Origin of the sequence: Streptomyces sp. QH1-20 (assembly GCF_041283565.1) — a bacterium.
Classification (GTDB): domain Bacteria; phylum Actinomycetota; class Actinomycetes; order Streptomycetales; family Streptomycetaceae; genus Streptomyces; species Streptomyces syringius.
On sequence record NZ_CP166299.1, the window covers coordinates 5,223,138 to 5,247,923 of the forward strand.

Annotated in this window: 15 protein-coding genes; 8 read left to right on the top strand and 7 right to left on the bottom strand. The window is 74.5% G+C overall.

Annotated features, from left to right (window positions below; all coding sequences use genetic code 11):
• Positions 1-56 precede the first annotated feature (56 nt).
• The 5 genes from AB8O64_RS23800 to moeZ all read left to right on the top strand — a co-directional run bounded on the left by AB8O64_RS23800 (position 57) and on the right by moeZ (position 5,935).
• Complete coding sequence (locus AB8O64_RS23800) at positions 57-1,712, top strand: DUF3492 domain-containing protein (RefSeq protein WP_370421268.1); 1,656 nt, start codon at positions 57-59, stop codon at positions 1,710-1,712.
• On the top strand, positions 1,709-2,893 hold the full coding sequence (locus AB8O64_RS23805) for a hypothetical protein (protein ID WP_370421270.1): 1,185 nt from the start codon (positions 1,709-1,711) through the stop codon (positions 2,891-2,893). The genes AB8O64_RS23800 and AB8O64_RS23805 overlap by 4 nt, the downstream gene beginning before the upstream one ends.
• A gap of 127 nt (positions 2,894-3,020) precedes the next feature.
• Entirely contained in the window at positions 3,021-3,935 is a 915-nt protein-coding gene (locus AB8O64_RS23810) for an NAD(P)-dependent oxidoreductase (protein ID WP_130879769.1), read from the top strand.
• Positions 3,923-4,675, top strand: a complete 753-nt coding sequence (locus tag AB8O64_RS23815; RefSeq protein ID WP_365209281.1) for a spherulation-specific family 4 protein — start codon at positions 3,923-3,925, stop codon at positions 4,673-4,675. Before AB8O64_RS23810 ends, AB8O64_RS23815 begins: the two co-directional genes overlap by 13 nt.
• An 81-nt stretch (positions 4,676-4,756) precedes the next feature.
• Positions 4,757-5,935 (top strand): adenylyltransferase/sulfurtransferase MoeZ, encoded by a 1,179-nt coding sequence (gene moeZ / locus AB8O64_RS23820; RefSeq protein WP_130879771.1) that lies wholly within the window; start codon positions 4,757-4,759, stop codon positions 5,933-5,935.
• 111 nt (positions 5,936-6,046) lie between these two features.
• Here the strand turns inward: moeZ and AB8O64_RS23825 are convergent, their stop codons facing one another.
• The 7 genes from AB8O64_RS23825 to AB8O64_RS23855 all read right to left on the bottom strand — a co-directional run bounded on the left by AB8O64_RS23825 (position 6,047) and on the right by AB8O64_RS23855 (position 16,991).
• The gene (locus AB8O64_RS23825; protein ID WP_370421273.1) at positions 6,047-7,585 is read right to left on the bottom strand and encodes an alpha/beta hydrolase; all 1,539 of its coding nucleotides are present in this window, start codon (positions 7,583-7,585) and stop codon (positions 6,047-6,049) included.
• Positions 7,586-7,677: 92 nt separating this feature from the next.
• Positions 7,678-8,775, bottom strand: a complete 1,098-nt coding sequence (locus AB8O64_RS23830) for a hypothetical protein (protein ID WP_370421274.1) — start codon at positions 8,773-8,775, stop codon at positions 7,678-7,680.
• A 121-nt stretch (positions 8,776-8,896) separates the two neighbouring features.
• The gene (locus AB8O64_RS23835) at positions 8,897-10,411 is read right to left on the bottom strand and encodes an alpha/beta hydrolase (protein WP_370421275.1); all 1,515 of its coding nucleotides are present in this window, start codon (positions 10,409-10,411) and stop codon (positions 8,897-8,899) included.
• A 234-nt stretch (positions 10,412-10,645) separates the two neighbouring features.
• The gene (locus AB8O64_RS23840) at positions 10,646-12,595 is read right to left on the bottom strand and encodes an ABC transporter permease (protein ID WP_370421276.1); all 1,950 of its coding nucleotides are present in this window, start codon (positions 12,593-12,595) and stop codon (positions 10,646-10,648) included.
• Positions 12,592-13,380, bottom strand: a complete 789-nt coding sequence (gene modA / locus AB8O64_RS23845; protein ID WP_370421277.1) for a molybdate ABC transporter substrate-binding protein — start codon at positions 13,378-13,380, stop codon at positions 12,592-12,594. Before modA ends, AB8O64_RS23840 begins: the two co-directional genes overlap by 4 nt.
• 31 nt (positions 13,381-13,411) lie before the next feature.
• Positions 13,412-13,813: a molybdopterin-binding protein gene (locus AB8O64_RS23850; protein WP_370421278.1), complete on the bottom strand. Its 402-nt coding sequence runs from the start codon at positions 13,811-13,813 to the stop codon at positions 13,412-13,414.
• 406 nt (positions 13,814-14,219) lie between these two features.
• Positions 14,220-16,991 (bottom strand): YbhN family protein, encoded by a 2,772-nt coding sequence (locus tag AB8O64_RS23855; RefSeq protein ID WP_370421279.1) that lies wholly within the window; start codon positions 16,989-16,991, stop codon positions 14,220-14,222.
• Positions 16,992-17,172: 181 nt separating this feature from the next.
• On the opposite strand from AB8O64_RS23855, the gene AB8O64_RS23860 reads away from it, so the two are divergent.
• The 3 genes from AB8O64_RS23860 (at position 17,173) to AB8O64_RS23870 (ending at position 24,746) form a co-directional block, all read left to right on the top strand.
• Complete coding sequence (locus AB8O64_RS23860; protein WP_370421281.1) at positions 17,173-17,568, top strand: MGMT family protein; 396 nt, start codon at positions 17,173-17,175, stop codon at positions 17,566-17,568.
• Between the two features lie 239 nt (positions 17,569-17,807).
• Positions 17,808-21,104 carry an ATP-dependent helicase gene (locus AB8O64_RS23865; RefSeq protein WP_370421283.1) on the top strand — a complete coding sequence of 1,099 codons (3,297 nt, stop codon included), beginning with the start codon at positions 17,808-17,810 and terminating at the stop codon, positions 21,102-21,104.
• Positions 21,105-21,176: 72 nt separating this feature from the next.
• Complete coding sequence (locus AB8O64_RS23870) at positions 21,177-24,746, top strand: UvrD-helicase domain-containing protein (RefSeq protein WP_370421285.1); 3,570 nt, start codon at positions 21,177-21,179, stop codon at positions 24,744-24,746.
• Positions 24,747-24,786: the final 40 nt, after the last annotated feature.

Here is a 24,786-nt window from a genome sequence, read left to right on the forward strand (position 1 = left end):
CCGCTGCCGTTCGGCGGTTGCCGACGTGGCCATCAGGGAGAGACGGGGGTGCGCTCGTGCGCGTTGGACTGCTGACCGAGGGTGGGTACCCGTACGGCGCGGGCGAGAGCGGCCGGTGGTGCGAGCGACTGGTCCGCGGGCTCGACGGACACGACTTCGAGATCTACGCACTGAGCCGCGACGCCCGCGAGGAACAGGGCGAGCCGGCCGAACTCCCGGCCCAGGTGCGGCGGGTGCGGACGGCCCCGCTGTGGGGCGACCCGGCCGCCCGGGCCGGGGGGCGCGCCTACGGCGCGTACGGGCGACGCGAACGGCGCGCGTTCGACACGCACTTCGGTGAGCTGGTCGCGGCGATCAGCTCACCCGGGGAGCCCTCGTCGGCAGATCTGGCGTACCGTTTCGCCGACGGTCTGTACGGACTCGCCGAGCTGGCCCGCGAGGTCGGCGGGCTGGCGGGCGCGCTCCGCTCCGAACAGGCCCTGCGCGCCCTGGAGAGAGCCTGCCGGGCACCGGGTGCGCACCCGGCCGCCTACGGCACCCGGGTCGCCGATCTCCTCCTCGTCTCCGGGCTCCTGGAACGGGCACTGAGACCGCTGTCCCTCGACTGGTACGGCGCGTCCGGCAGCGGCGCCGACGACGAGCGGGGCCTGGCCGGCGTCGACCTGTGCCACGCGACCTCGGGCGGCGTCGCCGCGCTGCCGGGACTGCTGGCCAAACGCTTCTTCGGGACACCGCTCCTCGTCACCGAGTACGGCGTCCGGCTCCGGGCGTACTACCTGCGGGAAGGCGGCGCGGGGCGCACCGCGGACGGGACGGGCGGTGAGGGGGCCGCGGGGCTGTCCCTGGCCGTCCGGACGCTGCTCTCCGCCTTCCACCGGCGGCTGACCGCCGAGGTCTACGACCGGGCCGCGCTCGTCACCCACGGCGACGCCCGGGACCGGCGCTGGCAGGAGCACTGCGGCGCGGACCGCAAGCGGTTGCGCACGGTCCACCCCGGCGTCGACCCGAGCCGCTACGACGCGGTGGGCGAGGGCGTGGGCCGGGCCGGTGCGGCCCGCACGGACGACGGCCGCACCCTGGTCTGGGTGGGCGGCCGCCCCGAGCCCGCCCTGTGGCAGGCGCTCGCCGAGCTGCGCGAGGCCGAGCCCGATGTCCGCCTCCGCGTCGTCGGCCCCCCGGACCCGGGGCCGCCACCGGACTCCGGGCCCCCCTCGGCCCTGGCCCCGGCCGTCTCGTTCGAGCAGGCCGCGTCGTTCGACGAAGCCGGTGACCCGGACGTCTACGCCTCCGCCAGTGTCGTGCTCCTCGCCGGGTCCGCGGACGGCTTCCCGGCACCGCTCGTGGAGGCGATGCTCTGCGGCAGGGCCACCGTCTCGCCCGACGTCGGCGTGGTGCGGGACGTCATCGGCGGGACCGGCCCGGTCGTCCCGCCGGGTGACGCCCGGGCGCTCGCCGAGGCCGCTCTCGCGCTGCTGCGCGACCCCGAGCGGCGGGCACGGCTCGGGGCCGCCGCCCGGGCGCGGGCGCTCGAACTCTTCACCGTCGAGCGGAACGTGGCCGCGTACCACGGGATCCATCTGGAAGTCCTCTCCCGCGCCCCGGTGCGGCAGGAGACCCCGGACCCGTCCGTGCCGTTCGCCCACGCCGCCGACGCCCACCCGCCGCTGCCCTGGAGCCGCTCCACCTCACCCACCTGGGCGGGCCGCCCATGACGACTCCCCTCGCCGACGACAACTCCCCGACCGCCGCCGCCGGCATACCCGCAGGCCCCGCCGGTCCCGCGGAGTACGCCGGTCCCGCCGATCCGGTCAAGACGCTCATCCAACGGCACCACCTCCTGTGCGCCCGCGCCGCGGACCCCTTCGAACTGGCCGCCGCCCTGGAGGCGCGCGGCGTCACGGACCGGGTGGCGGCGGAGTGCCGGCACCGCGATGTGTTCTCCCTGGCGGAAGAGATCCACGCACGCGTGGAGCGCGCCGACGGTCCGCTGCCGGTCGAGTCCGAGGCTCGGGCCGCCGACGGATCGGACGCCCACGGGCCCGGTGCGTTCGACCGGCGGGCGTACGACCGCAGCCCGTACGGCTGGGGCTTCCTGGGCTGGATCTGCTGCCTCTGGCTGGTCGCGTACGCCCTCGTCGGCGAGCGCCTGCTCCTCGAACTGCTCGGCAGCCGCCAAGGGATCACCCCGCCCACCGTCGCCGCGGCCGCCGCGCCGACCGCCGTCGCGCTGGCCTGTGCCGTCGCCCCGGCGGCCTGGTGCGGCTACTGGTTCGGCACGCGGGCGTGCCGCGCGCTCGCGACCAGCCGGGGGCTGGCGGAATTCGGGGCGCGGGTCCGGCCGCTGCTCCTCGCGGCGGTCGGACTGTTCGTCGCCCTGCTGCTCGCGCTCCTGTGGGCCGCGCGCACGGCGGTGCCCTCGGGGGTCACGGCGCCCGGCACCCGGCTGGGCGGCCCCTTCGCCGCCGCCCTGGAGTCCGCCGGACAGCTCGCCGCCCCGGCGCCCACCACCCCGCCCGCCCTCGCCTACGGCGCCGTGGCGGCCCTCGGCGCGCTCCTGTTCGTCGGCCGGCTGCTGGCGGCGCACGGCTACGGCAAGGCGGCCGTCACCGCCGCGCTCGCCGCCTGCGCGGCGGAGGCCACCCCGCTCGGCATGCTCCTGGTGGCACGGCTGCCCGGCTGCGCGGGCCTGGAGCAGCCCGTCGCCCGGGCGGTCGAGGCGTACGGAGCCGCCGCCCTCCCCCTCGTGGCCTGCGCCGTCCCCGCGCTCGCCCTGCTGGCCCACTCCTTCTCCGCCCTGTCCCGCGCCTGCGCCCATGGCCGCGGGGATCCCGCGTACGCGCCGGGTCACTTCCGCCCAGGCTCCTCCCCCTACGCCCCCGCGCCGGAGGCATAGCGCAGGAGCCCTCGCCCGGTGACCTTCGATCCGCCGCCACGCGGCACGCCGCACACCCCGTTAGAGGAGCAAGAAAGATGACCGTTCACCCCCTCAGCACCGCCGGGCGAGAGCGAGGGCGCGACCGATGAGGGTCCTTCTTCTCGGCGCCAACGGCTACCTCGGCCGCTATGTGGCCGACCGGCTGCTCGCCGACCCCGCCGTCCAGCTCACCGCCCTCGGCCGGGGCGACGAGGCGGACGTCCGCTTCGACCTGGCCACCGGCAGCCCCGGTGCGCTCACCCGGTTCCTGAACGCCGTCCACCCCGGCGTGGTGATCAATTGCGCGGGCGCCACCCGCGGCGGCGCCCGCGATCTGGCGCGGCACAACACCGTCGCCGTCGCCACGGTCTGCGAGTCGCTGCGCCGCAGCGGTTGTGGCGCCCGGCTGGTGCAGGTGGGGTGCTCCTCGGAGTACGGGCCCTCGCAGCCCGGCTCCTCCACGGCCGAGGACGCCGTGCCGCGCCCCGGCGGCCCGTACGGGGTGAGCAAGCTCGCCGCCACCGAGCTGGTGCTCGGCTCCGGTCTGGACGCCATCGTGCTGCGGGTCTTCTCCCCGGTGGGCCCCGGCACCCCCGCCGGCTCGCCGCTGGGCCGGCTCGCCGAGTCCATGCGCCGCGCGATGCAGAGCGGCGACAACGAACTCAAGCTCAGCGGCCTCGGCGTCCAGCGCGACTTCGTCGACGTCCGCGACATCGCCCGGGCCGTCCACGCGGCCTCCCTCTCCGCCGCCCAGGGCGCCGTCAACATCGGCACCGGCCGCGCCGTCCGGCTGCGGGACGCCGCCTCGCTCCTCGCCCGGGTCGCGGGCTTCGGCGGTGCCCTGCACGAGCTGGACGACCCGCATCTGGGCAGCCCGCCCGCGTACCCCTATCCCGACGGCTGCGGCACCTGGCAGCAGGCCGATGTGCGGACCGCCCGCGACCGGCTCGGCTGGCGTCCCCGGATCGGTCTGGAGGAGTCGCTCGCCGACATCTGGATGGAGGCGGCATGTCGCATCTGATCTCCTCGGGGCACCGCCGCTCCGCGCCGCCGGGCGAATCACCGCTCCGCTTCGGCGTCCCCGGCTTCGCCCACCCCCTGGTCGCCCCCCTCGAATGGGGTGAACTGGCCCGTGCCGAAGTCCGTTTGGACTGGACCGTGCTCAACGTCGCGAGCGGCCCCGGCAGCCGTCCCGACCCGTACTGTCTGACCGCCGCCACCCGGCTGCGCGAGGCGGGGGTCCGCGTCCTCGGTCATCTGGACGTGGGGTTCGGCTCGCGCCCCTTCGGTGAACTGGTGTCGGAGGCCCAGCGCTTCCTCAACTGGTACAAGGTCGACGGCTTCTCGCTGGACCGCGCGCCGACCGAGGCCGGCGCCCTCCCCGGCATCCGGCGGGTGGTCACCACCCTGCGCACCCTGCGCGAGAACGCCTACGTCGTCCTCGTCCACGGCACGCACCCGTGCTCCGGCTACGCCACCCTCGCCGACCAACTCGTCACCTTCGCCGGGCCCTGGTCCCGCTACCGCTGGTCCCAGGTCGCCGAGTGGACCGCCGACCACCCGCCGGAGCGCTTCTGCCACCTCGTGCACGGCGTGCCGCGCCCGCACCTGGACGAGGCCCTGCGCATCGCCCGCTGGCAGGGCGCGGGCACGGTCTACCTCACGGACCGGACGGATCGCGACGAAGCGGACCCCTGGGAGTCCATGCCCGGCTACTGGGACGAAATCGTCTCGCGCATCGGACCGGGTGTCTCGGAATGAGACGGGGCGTGGCAGGGTTACAGGGGAAGTACGTACGTCGCCTGAATGTTCCCCGCTTGCGGGGATGACCCTGGAGACCCCGTGTCGCTGCCACCCCTGGTCGAGCCGGCTGCCGAGCTCACCGTCGAAGAGGTCCGTCGGTACTCCCGCCACCTGATCATCCCGGACGTCGGGATGGACGGGCAGAAGCGCCTGAAGAACGCCAAGGTGCTCTGTGTGGGGGCCGGCGGTCTCGGCTCGCCCGCCCTCATGTACCTCGCCGCGGCCGGTGTCGGCACGCTGGGCATCGTGGAGTTCGACGAGGTCGACGAATCGAACCTGCAGCGCCAGATCATCCACAGCCAGGCGGACATCGGCCGTTCCAAGGCGGAGTCGGCCCGCGACTCGGTCCTCGGCATCAACCCGTATGTGAACGTCGTCCTCCACCAGGAGCGCCTGGAGGCGGACAACGTCAAGGAGATCTTCTCCCAGTACGACCTGATCGTGGACGGCACCGACAACTTCGCCACCCGCTATCTCGTCAACGACGCGTGCGTGCTGCTCAACAAGCCGTACGTGTGGGGCTCCATCTACCGCTTCGACGGCCAGGCCTCGGTGTTCTGGAGCGAGCACGGTCCCTGCTACCGCTGCCTCTACCCCGAGCCCCCGCCGCCGGGCATGGTGCCCTCCTGCGCCGAGGGCGGCGTGCTCGGGGTGCTCTGCGCCTCGATCGGCTCCATCCAGGTCAACGAGGCCATCAAGCTGCTCGCGGGCATCGGCGAGCCGCTGGTCGGCCGGCTGATGATCTACGACGCCCTGGAGATGAGCTACCGCCAGGTCAAGATCCGCAAGGACCCCGAGTGCGCGGTCTGCGGAGAGAACCCGACGGTCACCGAACTCATCGACTACGAGGCCTTCTGCGGCGTCGTCTCGGAGGAGGCCCAGGAGGCCGCCGCCGGGTCCACGATCACTCCCAAGCAGCTCAAGGAGTGGATCGACGAGGGCGACGACATCGACATCATCGACGTCCGCGAGCCGAACGAGTACGAGATCGTCTCCATCCCCGGTGCCCGGCTGATCCCGAAGAACGAGTTCCTGATGGGCAGCGCCCTCCAGGGCCTCCCGCAGGACAAGAAGATCGTCCTGCACTGCAAGACGGGCGTCCGCTCCGCGGAGGTGCTCGCGGTCCTCAAGGCCGCGGGCTTCGCCGACGCCGTCCACGTCGGCGGCGGCGTGATCGGCTGGGTCCACCAGATCGAGCCCGAGAAGCCCGTCTACTAGACGCGCTCACGCCGTCGCGCTCACTCCGTCGCGCTCATGCAGTCGCGCTCATGACGAAGGGCCGGTCCGCGGATGCGGACCGGCCCTTCGCTCGCGTCCTGACGGATGCGTCTACGAACAGCTCAATCCGGCGGCCGGGACCTTGCCGTCCAGCAGATAGCCGTCGACCGCGCGGGTCATGCAGGCGTTGCCGCTGTTGTACGCGCCGTGGCCCTCGCCCCGGTACGTCACCTCGATGCCGACCCCCTCGCCGAGCTGCCGCGCCATCTTCCGCGCGCCCTCGTACGGGGTGGCCGGGTCGCCCGTGTTGCCGATGACGACGATCGGGGCGGCGCCCTCGGCGCGCACGTCCGGCGCCTTCCACTGCCCCTTGACCGGCCAGTCCGTGCAGCCGAGCAGCGACCAGGCCGCCGACTCGCCGAAGACCGGCGACGCCTTGCGGAACTCCGCCAGGTTCGCCTTCACGTCGTCCACGCTGTAGCGCTGTTCGGCGTCGGCGCAGGAGATGGCCCTGTTGGCCGCCTGGAGGTTGCTGTAGCGGCCGTCGGGGTTACGGCCGGCGAGGGAGTCGAAGAGCAGCAGCAGGGTGTCGCCGGTGCCCTTGCCCATGGCCTCCTGGAGGCCGACCGTCAGGTACTTCCAGGTCTCCTTGGAGTACAGCGCGGCCGCGATGCCGTTCACCGCCTCGTCCTGGGTGAGCTTGCGGCCGCCCTGCGAGGTGGGCAGCGGCTTCGCGTCGAGCTTCTTCAGCAGGTCGGTGATCCGGTCCTGCGTCGGGCAACCCGGGGCGCCCTGGGAGGCGCAGTCCTTCAGGTAATTGCCGAGGGCGAGCTGGAAGCCCTTCGTCTGGCCGAGGCCGCCCCCCACGGGGTCCTGCGTCGGGTCGACGACGGCGTCGAGGACGGCCCGGCCGACCTTCTTCGGGAACAAGTGGGCGTAGACGCCGCCCAGTTCCGTGCCGTAGGAGATGCCGAAGTAGTGGAGCTTGGCGTCACCGAGGGCGGCCCGCAGCCGGTCCAGGTCGCGGGCGGTGTTCGTCGTGGTCACATGGGGGAGCACCTTGGCCGAATTGCGTCGGCAGGCGTCCACGTACGCCTTGTTGGAGGCCAGGGCCGTGCGGAGTTCGGCGTCGTCGTCGGGGGTGAAGTCGAGCTGCGCGGCGGCGTCCAGCTCCGCGTCGCTCTGGCACCGTACGCCCGCGCTCTCGCCGACCCCGCGCGGGTCGAAGCTCACGAGGTCGTAGCGGCCGCGCAGTTTGTCGTAGCTGTCGGCGAAACCCGGCAGGGTGGCCACGCCGGAGCCACCGGGGCCGCCGAAGTTGAAGACGAGGGATCCGATACGGCGCGAGGTGTCCTTGGCCTTGATGCGGATCAGCGCGAGGTCGATCTTCTCGCCGTCCGGCTTGGCGTAGTCCAGCGGTACGGGCAGCTTCGCGCACTCCCACGCCCTGCCGGGCGCCTTTCCGTCGCCGCCCTGGGCGGCGGTGGGGGCGGAGCACTTCTTCCAGCGCAGGGAGCCGTCATCGGAGGCGCGGTCCTCCGAGCTGTTCTTGCCGTCGATGGGCCTGCCGTTCTCGCACCCCGTGGCGGCGAGGACGATCGCGAGGGCGGCGGAGGCGAGGGCGGTGGCCCGTAGCCGTATGGGACTCATGGCTCAAACTCTACGGACCGGCCGCGGGGGAGGTGGCGGGGCCGCCGGGAAACGCCGCCGGCGGCGGAGCGCGGCGCCGGCGGCGAGCCGGGTCAGGTGCGCAGGCGCGCGCAGCCGGCCCGCTCGGCCGCCCCGTCGACGAGGGCCGGGAAGGCGACGCGCGCGTCGTCGAGCGGGGTGTGGGTGCGGCCCGGCCCGGTGCGCAGGACGAAGACCGTGGGGCGGCCGGCGCAGTCGGCCCGTACGAGGGCGCGCGTCGCCTCGATACGGCCGGTGGCCCGCCAGCCGGGCGCGGGCGGCCGGTCGCCCGTGAGGCCGTCGAAGAGGGTGACGAGCCGGGGTATGCCGATGGCCGCCCACCGGATCGCCGGCCGGCCGTCGGCGGCGGGGACGGTGCAGGTCCGCAGGGTGCCGGGGGAGCTGCCCGCCGTCCTGGCGGGGTGCCTGGTGCCCTTGGCCTCGGCGGCCGCGAGCGCGGGTATCGCGCAGTCGTCACCCGTCCCCGCGTCCGCGCCCCCGCCCTCGCCGTCCGGTCCGTCTCCGGCTGTGGCGTGAGGCAACCGCAGGGGTGGTCCGGAAGCGCAACTGCTGACGTTTATCGCTCGATTGGCTATTTCTATCAGCAGTTTTCCGGTTATCTCCGGTGCCGAGCCCTGGGGGAAGCCGGGGTGGCCGGTGCGGGCGGTGGAGCCGGTGAAGGTGCCGGTCAGGGACAGGACGGAGGGGCGGCCGGCCACGTCGCAGCTCTCGGGCAGCACCAGCGCACCCGACCCGGCCGAGGCGAACCCGGGGAGCCCGCCGGGCAGGGCCGTGCCGCCGCCCGCGAACAGCCCATCCAGCCAGCTCCGCCGCTGGTCGACGCCGCGTGGACCGGTGTCCAGCCGGACCGTGACGCGCTGCTCGTACGCCTCCGGGCCCCGGCCGCCGCGCCAGCTCAAGGCGCAGTGGCCGCTGGGCCGTCCGGGCGTGGGGGCGCGCTCGTCGGCGGTACGGTGGCGGACGCCGCGCTGGAAGAGGCCGCCGTCCCGGGCCTCCCCGGGCCAGGTGCCCCAGCAGTACCCGGGCGGTGCGATCGGTCTGAACTGCGTCTGCCACAGGGCCACCAGGGCGGCCACCAGGGCCGCGATGGCCAGGGCCCCGGTGAGCAGCCGTGTCGTGCGCCCGGTGGTCCGTGACGTGCTGTACGGCACCTCGTCACCCCGCTCGTCGACTCGCCTGCCCAGTGCGGAACTTCAGTGCGGGGAATCGTAGTGCGGGCCACTGACATTCGATCCGGTGTGTCCGAAGCGCCGGTGTGATGTGCTATGTGTGCTATGAGCAGACCGTGCCCGAGGCGGGCACCGTGCCGTCCAGCAGATACGCGTCGACCACCCTCGTGACGCACGCGTTGCCACTGTCGTAGGCGCCGTGCCCCTGGCCGCGGAAGGTCATCTCCACGCCGACGCCCGGGCCCAGTTCGCGCGCCATCTCGCGTGCTCCCTCGTACGGCGTGGCCGGGTCGCCGGTGTTGCCGACGACGAGGATCGGCGCGGAACCCTTGGCGCTCACGTCGGGGTTCTGCCAGGCGCCCTTGACGGGCCAGCCGGTGCACTGGGTGAGGCTCCAGGCCATGAAGTCCCCGAAGACGGGGGACGCCTTGCGGAACTCCGGCACCTTCTCCTCGATCTCGGCGGCCGTGTAGCGCTGCGCGAAGTCGGCGCAGTTGACGGCGGCGAGGGAGGCCTGGAGCGAGCTGTAGCGGCCGTTCTCACCCCGGCCGTTCATGGAGTCACCGAGGGCGAGCAGGAGTTTGCCGTCGCCGTTCTCGGCGTCCTCGATGCCTTCCGTGAGGTAGTCCCAGAAGTCCTTGGAGTACAGCGCCTGGGCGATGCCGCCGGTGGCGAGGGACTCGGTCAGTTCGCGGGTGTCGCCGGCGGGCACCGGATCGCTGTCCAGGCGCTTGAGCAGATCGGTGATCTGGTCCTTGGTGGGGCAGTTGTCGGAGGTCTCCGCGCAGGCGTCCATGTAGTTGCCGAGGGCCAGTTGGAATCCCTTGGCCTGGCCGAGGGCGCCCTGCACGGGGTCGTCGGACGGGTCCACGACGGCGTCGAGGACGGCCCGGCCGACCTTCTTCGGGAACAAGTGGGCGTAGACGCCGCCCAGTTCGGTCCCGTACGAGATGCCGAAGTAGTGCAGCTTGTCGTCCCCGAGCACCTGGCGCATCAGGTCCATGTCGCGGGCCGTGTTCTGCGTCCCGACGTGGGGCAGGACCTTCCCGGAGTTCTTCTCGCAGCCGGAGGCGTATCTCCCGACCCGCTCCACCAGGGCCTTTTCCTCGTCCTTGCCGTCGGGTGTGCCGTCGGCCGCGTAGTAGACGTCGAGGTCCTTGTCGCCCAGGCAGGTCACCCCGTCGCTGCGGCCGACGCCGCGCGGGTCGAAGCTCACCAGGTCGTAGCGGGTGCGCAGCGTCTTGTAGTCGTCGGCGAAGGCCGGGAGGGAGGCGACGCCGGAGCCGCCGGGGCCGCCGAAGTTGAAGACGAGCGAGCCGATGCGGCGGGCCCGGTCGGTGGCCCTGGCGCGGATCATGGCGATGCCGACGCTGCCCCCGTCGGGGCGGCCGTAGTCCAGGGGAGCGCGCAGCGTCGCGCACTCCCAGTCGCGGCCCGGCGCCTTGCCGGTGCCCTGGCTGGTGCTGGGCGCCGGGCAGGTCTTCCAGTCCAGCCGCTGCGCGGCCGAGGCGGAGGACGCGGCTTCCGCACGGTCGGCGCCGCCGCCGTCGCAGCCGGCCACCGCGCCCGTCAGGAGTAGCGCGCAGAGCAGGGCGCCGACCCTCAGCGGTCTGGACACGGTGGCACTCCCGGAGCTCGGGGGAAGAAGGCGCTTCCATCCTCCGGCCGGGGGTGAGAGGGGCGCGCGGCGTGCGGGGCGTACGGGTTAGCCGTGTCCGGCGGATCGTGGGCTACGGGTTGTCCTGCCGACGGCTGGTCGTCCTGCCGCCTGCGGCGGCGGGCGCCCTGCGGGCGCGTCCTCAAATGCCGGACGGGCTGCTGTGCTGTGCCCTCAAACGCCGGACGGGCCGCCTCACAGCGCGACGAACGTGACCTCGGTCGCCTTGACGCTCACCCACACCGGCACGCCTTCGGCCAACGACAGATCGGCGGCGGCGGACGGGGTGATCTCGGCGACCACGTCCGGCTCGCCGTCCACCAGGACGCGCAGCCGGCCGCCCTGAGCGGTGATCTCCCGGACGGTGCCCCGCCAGACGTTCCGGGGGCTTCCGGTGGGCCGGGTGGTGTGCAGGGACACCGCCTCGGGGCCCACGACGGCCAGCCCGGCGGTGGCCTCCCCGGGTACCGGGTCCGCGACGACCAGGCTCGCGCCGCCGTCGAGCAGCAGCGTCCGCCCGCCCATGGCCTTGCCCGGCCAGGCGTTGCGCCCGAGCATGCGGGCCACCCAGGGGGAGCGGGGATGCCGGGTCAGCTCGGCCGGTGACGCGTACTGGACCGTCCGGCCGTCCTCCAGCACGAGGATCCGGTCGGCGAGCGACACGGCCTCCACCGGGTCGTGGGTGACGATCAGACAGACGCCGGGGAAGTCCGCGAGGTGGGTGCGCAGGGTGTGCCGGACATGAGCCCGCGTCGACGGGTCGAGGGCGGCCAGCGGCTCGTCGAGCAGCAGCAGTCGAGGGCGCGCGGCCAGGGCGCGCGCCAACGCCACGCGCTGTGCCTGGCCGCCGCTGAGCCGGCCGGGCTTGCGGTGGGCGAACTGCCCGACGCCCAGCCGGTCGAGCCAGCGCCGCGCCTCGCGGCGCGCCTCGTCCTTGGGGACGCCCTGGGCGCGCAGACCGTAGGCGGTGTTGGCGAGAGCGGTCAGATGCGGGAAGAGGGCGCCGTCCTGGGGGACCCAGGCGATGCGCCGCCGGTGCGCGGGGACGTCGGACACGTCCGTCCCGCCGAGGGCCAGGGCGGCCGCGGTGGCGCGGGGGGTGAGGCCGAGGAGGGCCCGCAGGAGCGTGGTCTTGCCGGCGCCATTGGGGCCGACGACGGCGATGGTGGTGCCGGCGGTCGCGTCGAGGTCCGCGGCGGTCGCGCCGGTCACGGTGGCGCGCAAGGGACGTGGCCCGTCCGTCGGGCCTGCCGGTGTGGGCGCGGCCACATGAGGCTCACTCGGTGCGGTGGGCTCGGGGAGACCGCCCGTCGGCGCTGTTTCGTCCCGTCCGGTCGTCAGCCAGCGCCCGCGCAGCGCCAGCAGAACCGTGGTGGCGATGGCCAGCAGGAGCAGCGAGACCGCCGTCGCCCCCTCCGGGTCCTCCTGCAGGAGCAGATAGACCTGGAGCGGGAGGGTCTGTGTCGTCCCCGGCAGATTGCCCGCGAAGGTGATCGTCGCGCCGAACTCGCCGAGGGCTCGGGCCCAGCAGAGGGCGGCGCCCGCGATCAGCCCGGGCCCGACCATGGGCAGGGTGATCGTGCGGAACACCCGCAAGGGGGCGGCGCCGAGCGAGGTCGCCGTCTCCTCGTAGCGCGGGTGGAGCCCCGCGAGCGCCCCCTCCAGGCTGATCACGAGGAACGGCATCGACACGAACGCCGACGCCAGCACGGCTCCCGCCGTGGAGAACGGCAGGGTCACGCCGAACCACGACTCCAGCCACGGCCCGAGGATCCCCCGCCGCCCGAACCCCTGGAGCAGCGCGACACCGGCGACCGTCGGCGGCAGCACCATCGGCAGCATCACCAGGCACCGCACCGCCGCCTTGCCGGGGAAGTCCACCCGGGCCAGCAGCCACGCGAGCGGCACGCCGAGCGTCAGGGAGAGCAGCAGTGCCCAGCCGGAGACGAGCAGCGAGAGCCCGAGCGCCTCGGTGACCTCGTGCGATCCGAGGCGGGAGGGGAGAGTGCTCCAGGGGGTACGGGCGAGGATGCCCGCCAGGGGCAGCAGCAGAAAGGCCACCCCCAGCGCGGCGGGCAGCCCGAGCGCCAAGGGCGTGCGCCCCCGGCGCGTACGGGCTCCGGTCGCGGTCGCGGTTGCTGTCACGGTTGCTGGAACCCCGCCGCACGGAGCAGCTTCTGCGCCTCGTCCGACGCCAGCCACTTCACGAAGTCACCGGCCTCCCCGGCGTTCCTGGAGCCCTTGAGGGTGGCGGCCGGGTAGGAGGCGACCGCGTTCTGCGCGTCGGGGACGGTGACGGTGGCGACCTTGTCCTTCGCCGAGGCCGCGTCGGTGAGGTACACGATCCCGGCGTCGGCCTCGCCGAGGGTGACCTTGCTGAGCACCGCCCGGACGTTCGGCTCCTGGGAGACCGGCTTCACCGTGACGTGCTGCTGGTCGAGAACCTTGCGGCTGTAGCGGCCCACGGGCACCTCGGGGGCGGCCAGGACGACCTTGAGGTCGCTCTTGGCGAGATCCGCGAGCCCCTTGACGTTCTTCGGGTTGCCCTTGGCGGTGGCGATCGTGAGCCGGTTCTTCGCGATGACGGTGGGGGCGCCGGTGTCGGCCTTGAGACCGTCCATGGTCTTGGTGTCGGCGGTGACGAGCGCGTCGGCGGGCACGCCCTGGCGCACCTGCGCCGCCAGCTCCTGGGACCCGGCGAAGGAGAACCGCACCTTCGTGCCCGGGTGCTCCTTCTCGTAGGCGGCCCCGGCCTTCTTGAAGACGTCGGTGAGGGAGGCGGCGGCGAGCACGGTCAGCGTGGTCGGCTTCTTCCCGCCGTTGCCCTCGTCGTCGTTCTTGTCGCCGCTGCCGCAGGCGGTGACCAGGGGGACGAGCAGCGCGCCGGCCAGCACGGGCAGGGCGGCGCGACGTACGAAGGTGCGGTGCATCGGGGTCTCCAGGGGGCCGGGCGGTCAGCGGTCAGACGCGGTCGATGTGCACATTGGTGGCCTTCACCCTGGCCACGGCCTCCATGCCGACGGCGAGCCCCAGCTCTTCCACGGCCTCGCGCGTCAGGAGCGAGACGAGGCGGTGCGGTCCGGCCTGGACCTCGACCTGGGCGGCGACGTCGCCGAGCTTGACGGCGGTGATGATGCCGGGAAAGGCGTTACGGGCGGTGGTGTACGTCCCCTCGTCGCCCTCGGCGCTGTGCGCTTCGGCGGCGAGCGCGACGGAGAACGCGGCGAGGTCGGGCCCGTCGATGATCCGCTTGCCCGCGTCGTCCCTCCGGGTGGGGATCCGCCCGGCGTCCGCCCAGCGCCGGACGGTATCGGAACTGACCCCGAGAAGCCGGGCCGCCCGCCCGATGGTGTATGACCGCATACGCGGCACGGTATGGCCATGCGGCCCGCAGGTGCAAGGTGGGTTTGGTTATTTGCCTCGCAAATGCTGTGGCCCGTCCGGGCGGGCTGATGATGGCTGTGCCTTGAGGCGCGGCGGGGGCTGCGGGTATGTGTGCCCTCAATCGCCGGGCGGGCTTGATGGGGCGGGCCTTGCAGGTGTCCGCGGCGCGGCGGGGGCTGCGGTACGTGTGCCCTCAATCGCCGGGCGGGCTTGAATGGGCAGCCGCCCGGATACTGGCTGCGGCCTGGCCGCCGTAGGCCCCGCCCGGAGGGCGAAAACGGACCCGCTGTCGGCGGGACGGCCCCCGCCCGGAGGGCGGGCGTTGGGGTGGCGGGCCGCACCCGACCAGCAGGCCGCCACCCCCCGTGGCAGGGGCAGCAGCCTGCTAAATCGCTCCCTTGCGCGTCAGGTGCGAGAACGACACCCACCCCGGCAGCACCGGCAGCCACAGCGTCATCAAGCGGAACAGCAGCACCGCAGGAGCCGCCTGTTCCGCCGGGAGGCCGGCGAAGGTCAGGGCGCCGGTGAGGGCGAACTCCACCGCGCCGACACCGCCGGGTGTCGGGGCCGCCGAGCCCAGGGCGTTGGCCGTCAGGAAGACCACCGCGATGCTCGCGTAGCTCAGCTCGCCGCCGAAGGCGCGGATCGAGGCGTCCAGGCACATCACGTTCGCCGCCGTCAGCAGCAGCATGCCGCCGATGCCGGAGGCGAGCTTCTGCGGGCGCTGGAGCACGTCCAGCATGCGCGGTACGACACCCGCGAACAGCGACCGCACCCGCGTCGCCACGAACTTCCGCAGCACCGGGATCGCGGCCACGACGAGCACCAGCACCGCCGCCGTCAGCAGCCCGCCGATGACCGTCCGGGAGGGGCCGATCGACGAACTCCGCTCGGTGCCGGTCACATAGCCGAAGGACAGCAGCAGCATGATGTGGCAGGCCAGGCCGAAGAGCTGGGACGCGCCGACGCTCGCCACGGCCAGGCCCGGCCGGACGCCCGCGCGCTGCAGGAAGCGGGTGTTGAGGGCCACGCCGCCGACCGCCGCCGGAGCGACGAGTTTCACGAAGGAGCCCGCGACCTGCGCGAGGACCGTCCGCCCGAACTTCACCTTCTCCGGGACGAAGCCCAGCAGGCTCAGCGCGGCGGCGACGTAGGTGAGGGCCTGGAAGCCCACCGCGACCGCCACCCACGCCCAGTTGGCCTTGTCGACGAGATCGCCGAACTGGATGTGCGTGAGCTGCGAGAGCAGGAAGTACGCGGCGAACGCGCCCGCCACGAAGGTGACCAGGGTGCGCGGCTTGATCCGCTCCAGGCGTACGGGCTCTATCGGCGCCTGCGGCCGGATCAGCAGCACCTGCCGGCGGATCTGCGCGAGCAGGTCCTCCTCGCGGGCCTCCTCCAGCGCCTCGCCGATCGCCTTCTTCTCCGCCTGCCGCTCGGCCTTGAGCGCCTTGCGGCCCGCGCTCTCGGACTCGGCGGGCTCGGCCTCGGCCCCGCTCGCGGCGTTCTCCTTGGCGGCGCGTGCCGCCTCCAGGACCTTCTCGCGTTCCCGCTGGGCGCGCTCGCGCGCCAGCTGGCGCAAGGTGGCGCGGCTGACGCGGGTGAGGGCGAGCGGCTGGAGCAGCGGCAGGCTGTTCGCGACGGCGTCCGGCCCGAGGACGGCCACGCCCACGGCCACCGCCCGCTCGGCACCGACCCGCAGGCCGAGCGTGACGAGCAGCTGTGCCACGTCCATCCGCAGCACCACGTCGCCGGCCGCGATCTCACCGCCGCGCAGGTCGGTCAGGACGACATTGCCGGAACGATCCACCAGCAGGGCGTCACCGTCCAGGCGCCGGTGCGCGATCCGCCTCGACTGCAGCGCCCGGACCTGACGCCAGGCCCCGGCCATCAGCTCGTCGGTGATCTCCTCTGCCGGGATGGCGTCGAGGGTGCGGCCGCCGATGTGCTCGTAGACGAGCATCACGGCGTCGGGGCCGAGTTCGGAGGTGGCGATGAGCTTGGGGGCGTTGGCGCCGGCGGCGATGGCCGCGTAGGCGAGCAGCGCCTCCTGTTCCAGGGCCTGGCGCAGGGTCTGGAGGCTGCGGCGCTGGTTGATGCCGCGCACCGCGAGCCGCCGCCACAGGCGGTAGAAGAAGCCCTGCGCCTGCTGCTCGCGGTCGACGACCGTGACGTCGAGGGGCGGGCCGTCCTCCAGGGTGACGATGTAGCGGCGCCCCCGGTCGTGGTGGCGGTCCGGCTCGGTGTCGGCCGGGTCCTCCGAGCGCAGCGCGGTGACCGGCTTGAAGCCGACGCGGCGCAGCCCGGCGAGGAGGTTCTGGCCGGTGGGGCGGACGTTCGGCGAGCCGACGGCGTAGAGCGTGCCGTAGGCGACGGTCCAGCCGATCAGCACGGTGGTGACGATCGAGAACGGTGTGGTGTAGCCGTTGACCAGCACCGCGAAGGCGTCCAGCAGCAGCACGGCCCACATCGCGACCCGCCAGCGCGGCCGGCGGGACATCCCGACGGCCGTCATATAGGCGATCACGGGGGCCAGATAGCCGTGCACGGGGTCGGTGAAGCCGCCGGTGGGGGCGGCCCGCGTGAGGGCCGCGCGGATGGTCTCCGGGGCGGTCTCGGCGACCCACAGGTCGGTCGCGAGGGAGACGCCGTGCGCGAGGACGGCCGCGAGGACGCCGTCGGCGATGCGCAGGCCGTCCCGTTTGATGAGCCGTTCGATGGCGAAGGCCACCGGGACGATGAAGATGGCGATGTTGGCGGCGAGCCCCGCGAAGTTCGCCAGCAGCTGCGGCGCCCGGCCGGTGCTGTCGCCGATGTCCTTCGACAGGCCGGCGGTGGTGCCGTGGGCGAAGGCCGCGAGGGCGAGCACGAGGGCGATGCCGAGGATGCCGAGGAAGAGCCGGACCAGGTCGGCGGGCCGGTGCACACGGGCGGGCAGCAGCGGTTCGTCGCCGGAGACCTGGTCGATGTGCGCCTCGCAGCCGCGGCCGGACTCGCCGCTCTCGCAGCCGTAGGGGCTGGAGGACGGCGGTTTGCCGAGGTCCGCGCCGGGGCGGTCACCGGGGTCGCCCCCGTGGCGGGGCAGCTCTTTGGGGGCGCGGGCTCCCTCGGGAGGCTGCGCGCCCTGCTCGTCCGTCTCTTCTTGGTCTCGTATCACCAGTTCACCGCCCGGAAGATGGTGGCATGACCCCGCCGGGCAAGGGGGCATCAGGGTGCATTTCGGGGGCGCGGACTCCGGATCGTACGCCCTGTAGTGCAAAGACGCACTCTCGGTGATCTTGAGGGGTCCGCGCAAGAGGGCCCCGGCGTTGTCGGTGCGGTGCGGCAGTATGGACCGGATGAGCGAGGACGTGACGACGGACCACGGGCCGGCCGCCGGGCTTCCCGAGTACGCGGAGCGGGTGCTGGCCGTCGCCGAGCTGATCCCGCCCGGCCGGGTGATGACCTACGGGGACGTCGCCGAGTGGCTCGGGGAAGGCGGGCCGCGGCAGGTGGGCCGGGTCATGGCGCTCTACGGCGGGCCGGTGCCCTGGTGGCGGGTGGTCCGCGCGGACGGCACGCTGCTGCCCGGCCACGAGCTGCGCGCCCTGGACCACTACCGCGACGAGGACACCCCCCTGCGGGAGGCCGGCCGCTTCGCCGACGGGCATCTGCCCCGGCTCGACATGCGGCGGGCCCGCTGGGACGGCACCGGCGCCGACGACGCCGCGCCGGGTGTGAATCCGCACACCTGACGGCCCCGGCCGTCCGGGTACCGCCCGACCCCGCCGGAGCCCATGACGCCTGGGCGTAATCCGAACGGATGAGGTGGCTGCGGCGGTTCGGCGGCACCCGGGACGCCCTGCGCCCGGGGTGCCTCCTGGCGTAGCGTCGGGGACCGCCCTCCGTCGTCTGCCCCGCCTCACCCCCAGGCCGCTTCCCGGCCCGTACGGCCGTACGTCACCCCGCACCTCCACCAGGACCGGCAACCCACGTGAGCTCCTCCGTATCGTCCCGCCCGCCGCAGCAGCAGCTGCGACGGCCCTCTTCGGGTGCGTACCGCCTCGTGCGCACCCGGCCGGGCCCGGTGGGCCCTCCTGAGCTGGACGCACGACAGCGCGCCGTGGTTGACCACCGGGACGGGCCGCTGCTGGTGCTCGCCGGGCCGGGCACGGGCAAGACGACGACGCTCGTCGAGGCGGTCGCCGAGCGGGTGCGGCGGGGCACCGACCCCGAGCGGATCCTCGTCCTCACCTTCAGCCGCAAGGCCGCGGTCGAACTCCGGGACCGGATGGCCGCCCGGCTGGGCGCCGCCCACGGCCTGCGGGCCACGACCTTCCACTCGTACTGCTACGCCCTGGTCCGCGCCCACCAGGACGTCGACCTCTTCATCGACCCCCTGCGGCTGCTGTCCGGACCCGAGCAGGACGTCGTCGTGCGCGAGCTGCTCGCCGGACAGGCCGAGCTGGAGCGCGCCGGGCGCGAGGCGGTGGGCTGGCCCGACGAGCTGCGCGCGTGCCTGACCACGCGCGGCTTCGCCGACGAGGTCCGCGCGGTCCTCGCGCGCAGCCGCGAGCTGGGGCTCGGCCCCGGGGCCCTCGACGCCTTCGCCGCCCGCACCGGCCGCCCCGACTGGCGGGCCGCCGCGTCCTTCCTCGCCGAGTACCTCGACGTGCTCGACATGCGCGGAGTGCTCGACTACGCCGAACTCGTCCACCGGGCCGTGCTGCTCGCGGAGCAGCCCGACGTCGCCGCCGAGCTGGCCCTGCGCTACGACGCGGTCTTCGTGGACGAGTACCAGGACACCGACGCCGCCCAGGTGCGCCTGCTGCGCGCGCTCGCGGGCGGCGGGCGCACCCTGGTCGCCTTCGGCGACCCCGACCAGTCGATCTACGCCTTCCGGGGCGCCGACGTGAACGGCATCCTCGACTTCCCCGACGCCTTCCCCCGCCGGGACGGGTCCGCCGCCCCGGTCGAGGTCCTCACCGTCTCGCGCCGCTCCGGCGCCGCCCTCCTCGCCGCGACCCGGCTGCTCACCCGCCGGATGCCGCTGACCCGCCTGCCGGCGCGGGCCGTGCGCGCCCACCGTGAGCTGACGGCCGTCCGCGAGGGCGGCCGGGTGGAGGCGTACACCTACCCGACGCCGGGCGCGGAGGTCGACAACATCGCCGACATCCTGCGCCGCGCCCACCTGGAGGACGGCGTCCCCTGGCACGACATGGCCGTCCTCGTCCGCGCGGGCGCCCGCTCCATACCGGGCCTGCGCCGCGCCCTGACCTCGGCGGGCGTGCCCGTGGAGGTCGACGGCGACGACCTGCCGCTGCGCCACGAACCCGCGGTCGCGCCGCTGCTGACGGCCCTGCGCGCGGTGGCCGAACCCCCGGCCCCCTCCGATGCCTCCCACCCGGCGGCCCACCTCGACCCCGAGACCGCGCTCACCCTGCTCACCTCGCCGCTCGGCGGCATGGACGCCGCGGACCTGCGCAGGCTGGGCCGTGCCCTGCGGGACGAGGAACGCGCCGCCGGCCACGCCGTGCCGCGCCCCTCGGACGTACTGATCGCGGAGGCCCTCGCGGAACCGGAGCGCCTCGTGGCGCACGACCCGTCCTACGCGCGGAGCGCGCAGCGCCTGGGCGCGCTCCTGCGCACCGCCCGCGAACTCCTCGAAGGCGGCGGCACCGCCGAAGAGGCGCTCTGGGCGCTGTGGAACGGCACCACCTGGCCGGAGCGGCTGGAGCGGGCCGCCCGGCGCGGCGGGGCCGGCGGACGGAACGCGGACCGGGACCTGGACGCGGTGTGCGCGCTGTTCGAGACCGCCGCCCGCGCGGAGGAGCGCACCGGCGGCCGGGGTGCCCTGAACTTCCTGGACGAGCTCGACGCCCAGGACATCGCCGCCGACACCCTCACCCGCCGGGCCCTGCGGCCCGACGCCGTACGCCTGATGACCGCGCACCGCTCCAAGGGCCTGGAGTGGCGGGTGGTCGTCGTCGCGGGGGTCCAGGAAGGCCTCTGGCCGGACCTGCGGCGCCGGGGCTCGCTCCTGGAGGCCGACCGCATCGGACGCGACGGCCTCGCCGAGCCGCTCAGCCCCGGCGCGCTGCTCGCCGAGGAGCGCCGCCTGTTCTACGTGGCCGCCACGCGTGCGCGCGAGCGCGTGGTCGTCACCGCCGTCAAGGCGGCCGCCGAGGACGGCGACCAGCCCTCCCGGTTCCTGACCGAGCTGGGCACCGAGCCCGTCGACGTCACCCAGCGGCCGCGCCGCCCCCTGGCCGTCGCCGCGCTCGTCGCCGAACTGCGCGCCACCACCGTCGACCCCGACGCCTCGGACGCCCTGCGGGCCGCGGCGGCCGAGCGGCTCGCCCGGCTCGCGGCGCTGAGCGACGACGAGGGCCAGCCCCTCGTCCCCGCCGCTCACCCCTACCGCTGGTGGGGCCTGGACGAGCCGACGCACAGCGAGGCCCCGCTGCGCGACCGGGAACACCCCGTCGCGCTGTCCGGCTCGGCCCTCGACCAACTGGCCAACACCTGCTCGCTCCAGTGGTTCCTCGGCCGCGAGGTGAAGGCGGACGCCCCGGCCACCGCCGCCCAGGGCTTCGGCAACGTCGTGCACGTCCTGGCCGACGAGGTCGCCTCCGGGCGCACCCCGGCCGACCTCGCCGTCCTCATGGAACGCCTCGAATCCGTCTGGGACGCGCTGGCCTTCGACGCGCCCTGGAAGTCGACGCAGGAGAAGGAGAACGCCCGCGCGGCCCTGGAACGCTTCCTGCGCTGGCACGTGATGGAGCGCGGCGGCCGCACCCCCGTCGCCACCGAGCACTCCTTCGACGTCACCCTGAACGCCACCGGGGACTACCGGGTGCGCGTCCGGGGCTCCATGGACCGGGTGGAGACGGACGCCCACGGCCGCGCCTACGTCGTCGACTTCAAGACCGGCAAGGGCGCGGTCTCCGCGAACGACGTGGCCCGCCACCCCCAGCTCGCCGTCTACCAGCTCGCGGTCGAGCAGGGCGCCGTCGACGACCTCTTCGACGGGGTGCGCCCGATCGCGGGCGGCGCGGAGCTCGTACAGCTGCGGCAGGGGGCCGCGAAGAAGGAGGGCGGCGACGCCCTCCCCAAGGTGCAGGCGCAGGACCCGCTGGGGGAGGGCGAGTGGATCAGCGGCCTCCTCGCCGAGGCCGCCGGCCGGGTCCTGGAGGAGCGCTTCGCCCCCCGCCCCGGCCGGCACTGCACCCACTGCTCCTTCCGCGCCTCCTGCACGGCCCGGCCGGAGGGCCGTCAGGTCGTGGAGTGAGGTCCGCTGCCCGGTCGAGGGCTCTGACCTGCGGAGTTCAGTGATGTCAGTGTGGGCCGTTAGCGTTTTCGTGTGACCCCGCGCCTGACCGACCCCGAGCAGCTCAAGGAGCTGCTCGGCATTCCGTTCACCCCGGAGCAGACGGCCTGCATCACCGCGCCGCCCGCCCCGCAGGTCATCGTGGCCGGAGCCGGTTCGGGCAAGACCACCGTCATGGCCGCCCGCGTGGTCTGGCTCGTCGGCACCGGGCAGGTCGCGCCCGAGCAGGTCCTCGGCCTCACCTTCACCAACAAGGCGGCGGGCGAGCTGTCCGAGCGGGTGCGCAAGGCCCTCGTCGAGGCGGGCGTCACCGACCCGGAGCCGAGCGACCCCGACCGGGCGCCCGGCGACCCGCAGATCTCCACCTACCACGCCTTCGCCGGCCGGCTCCTGAAGGAGCACGGCCTGCGCATCGGCCTGGAGCCCAGCTCCCGGCTGCTCGCCGACGCCACCCGCTTCCAGCTCGCCGCCCGCGTGCTGCGCACCTCGCCCGGCCCGTACCCCGCGCTCACCCGCTCCTTCGGCGATCTCGTCTCCGACCTCCTCGCCCTCGACGGCGAACTCGCCGAGCACCTCGTAGGCCCCGAGGACCTCCGGGCCTACGACACCGAGCTGCTGACCGCCCTCGAAAGCGCCAAGCTCTCCAACGCCGAGCTGCGCCAGGTGCCCGAGACCGCCCGCGCCCGCCTCGAGCTCCTCGGCCTGGTGGCCGCCTACCGCAAGGAGAAGCGGGCGCGCGACCTCCTCGACTTCGGCGACCAGATCGCCCTGTCCGCCGAGCTGGCCGGCACCCGGCCGGAGGTCGGGCGGATCCTGCGCGAGCAGTTCGCGGTCGTCCTCCTCGACGAGTACCAGGACACCTCCGTGGCCCAGCGACTGCTGCTCGCGGGCCTGTTCGGCGGGGGCACCGGGCACGCCGTCACCGCCGTCGGCGACCCCTGCCAGGCCATCTACGGCTGGCGCGGGGCCTCCGTGGCCAACCTCGACGACTTCCCGCGCCACTTCCCGTACGCCGACGGGCGCCCCGCCCAGCGCTTCGCGCTCAGCGAGAACCGCCGCAGCGGCGGCCGGCTCCTGGAGCTGGCCAACGGCCTGGCCGCCCCGCTGCGGGAGCGCCACGAAGGTGTCGAGGCCCTGCGGCCCGCCCCCGGCGCCGAGCGCGACGGCGTGGTGCGCTGCGCCCTGCTGCCCACCCACGCCGAGGAGCTGGACTGGCTCGCGGACTCCCTCGCCCACCTGGTGCGCACGGGCACCCGGCCCGGTGACATCGCGGTACTGTGCCGCACCGCCGTCGACTTCGCGCAGATCCAGGGCGCCCTCGTCGAGCGGGACGTCCCGGTGGAGGTCGTCGGCCTGTCCGGGCTGCTGCACCTGCCGGAGATCGCCGACCTCGTCGCCGTCTGCGAGGTGCTCCAGGACCCCACGGCCAATGCCGCGCTCGTCCGGCTCCTGGTCGGTCCCCGCTGGCGCATCGGCCCCCGTGACCTGGCGCTGCTCGGGCGCCGCGCGCGGACGCTCGTGCCCTACGGCAGCGCGGGCTCGGACCCCGACCGGCGCCTCGCCGAGGCGGTCGAAGGCGTCGACCCGGCCGAGGCCGTGTCGCTCGCCGACGCCCTCGACACGTTCCTGACCGCCGGCCCGGACGACGGACTGCCGTTCTCCGCCGCGGCCCGCGTCCGCTTCGCCCGGCTCGCCAGGGAGCTGCGCGAGCTGCGACGCTCCCTGGCCGATCCGCTCATGGACGTCCTGCACCGGGTGCTCGCCACCACCGGCCTGGAGGTCGAGCTCTCCGCGTCGCCGCACGCGCTGGCCGCCCGGCGCCGCGAGACGCTCTCCTCGTTCCTGGACATCGCCGCCGGGTTCGCCGCCGTCGACGGCGAGGCCACCCTGCTCGCCTTCCTCGGCTTCCTGCGCACCGCCGCCCAGTACGAGAAGGGCCTCGACAGCTCCCTGCCCGGCGGCGAGAACACCGTCAAGGTCCTCACCGCCCACAAGTCCAAGGGCCTGGAGTGGGACGTGGTCGCGGTCCCCGGCCTCGTCACGAAGACCTTCCCCAGCGAGCAGTCCCGCGAGTCCTGGACGGCCCAGGCGAAGGTGCTGCCGCACGCGCTGCGGGGCGACGCGGACACCCTCCCCGACGTCGGCGCCTGGGACGCCAAGGGGCTCGCCGCCTTCAAGGCGGCCATGAAGGAACACCAGCGCATCGAGGAGCTCCGCCTCGGCTACGTCACCTTCACCCGGCCCCGGTCGCTGCTCCTCGCCTCCGGCCACTGGTGGGGACCGAGCCAGAAGAAGCCGCGCGGCCCGTCCGCCTTCCTCGAAGCCCTCCGGGAGCACTGCGAGGCGGGCCACGGAGAGATCGAGGCCTGGGCGTCGGCACCGGAGGAGGGCGAGGAGAACCCGGCCCTGGAGGAGTCGGCCGCGGAGCGGTCCTGGCCGCTGCCCCTGGATCCCGCGTCCCTCGCCCGCCGCCGCACCGCCGCGGACGCCGTCCTCGCCCACCTCGCCCGCCTGGCGGACCACCCGGAGGACCACCCCGCCGCCGCCGTCCACGACGCCCCGCACCCGGCCACCACCGCCCACGACCCCGACTGGCCCCCACCGCCGGAGGACGAGCCGTTCGACGACGCTGCCTTCGACGACGCCGCCTTCGACGAGGTGTCCGAGGACGACCTCGCGGCGTGGGACACGCTGCCCACCACCCGCCCGGCACCGGCCGACGAGCCGTCCGAGGCCGAGGACGCCGAGGACGCCGGGAACGCGGCCGCGCACGGCGCCCTGCCCGGCCCCCGGCGGGCACCGGGCGGCCCCGACCACGCCGCCTCCCACCCGGATGAGGCCGGCGGCCGCCCCCACCCGGAGCCGCACGGCGGACCGCCGCGGCTGCTGCCCGAGGAGGCCCGCCTCGTCGGCTCCTGGGACCGCGACCTGGACGCGCTCGCGGGCGAGCTGCGCCGGGCCCGCGCGAGCGTGCGGGACGTGGTCGTGCCGTCGTCGCTGAGTGCCTCGCAGCTGGTCAGGCTGGCCGCCGACCCGGACGGCTTCGCACGGGAGCTGGCCCGCCCCATGCCGCGCCCGCCGCAGCCCGCCGCGCGCCGCGGCACCCGCTTCCACGCCTGGGTGGAGTCCCGCTTCGAGGAGCTGCCGCTCCCGCTGCTCGGCCCCGAGGAGCTGCCGGGCGGCGCCGACGACGAGGACGCCGACGGCCTCGCCCCGGAGATCGCCGACGAGCGGGACCTCGCCGAGCTCAAGGACGCGTTCGAGCGCACCGCCTACGCCCGGCGCACCCCGTACCGGGTGGAGGTGCCCGTCCAGCTCACTCTCGCGGGCCGAGTGATCCGCGGGCGGATTGACGCGGTGTACCGCGAGCGCGGCCCGCACGGCGACACCTACGAGATCGTCGACTGGAAGACGAACCGCGACCACGACGCCGATCCCCTCCAGCTCGCGATCTACCGCCTCGCCTGGGCCGAACAGCACGGCCTGCCGCTGTCCGCCGTCGCCGCCGCCTTCGTGTACGTCCGCGACGGCGAGACCGTCCGCCCCCCGGACCTCCCGGACCGCGCGGGCCTGGAGCGGCTCCTGCTCGGGGAGGACGGGTGAGAAACCCGGTCATGGTCACACCGTGTGGCCGGTTAGGCTC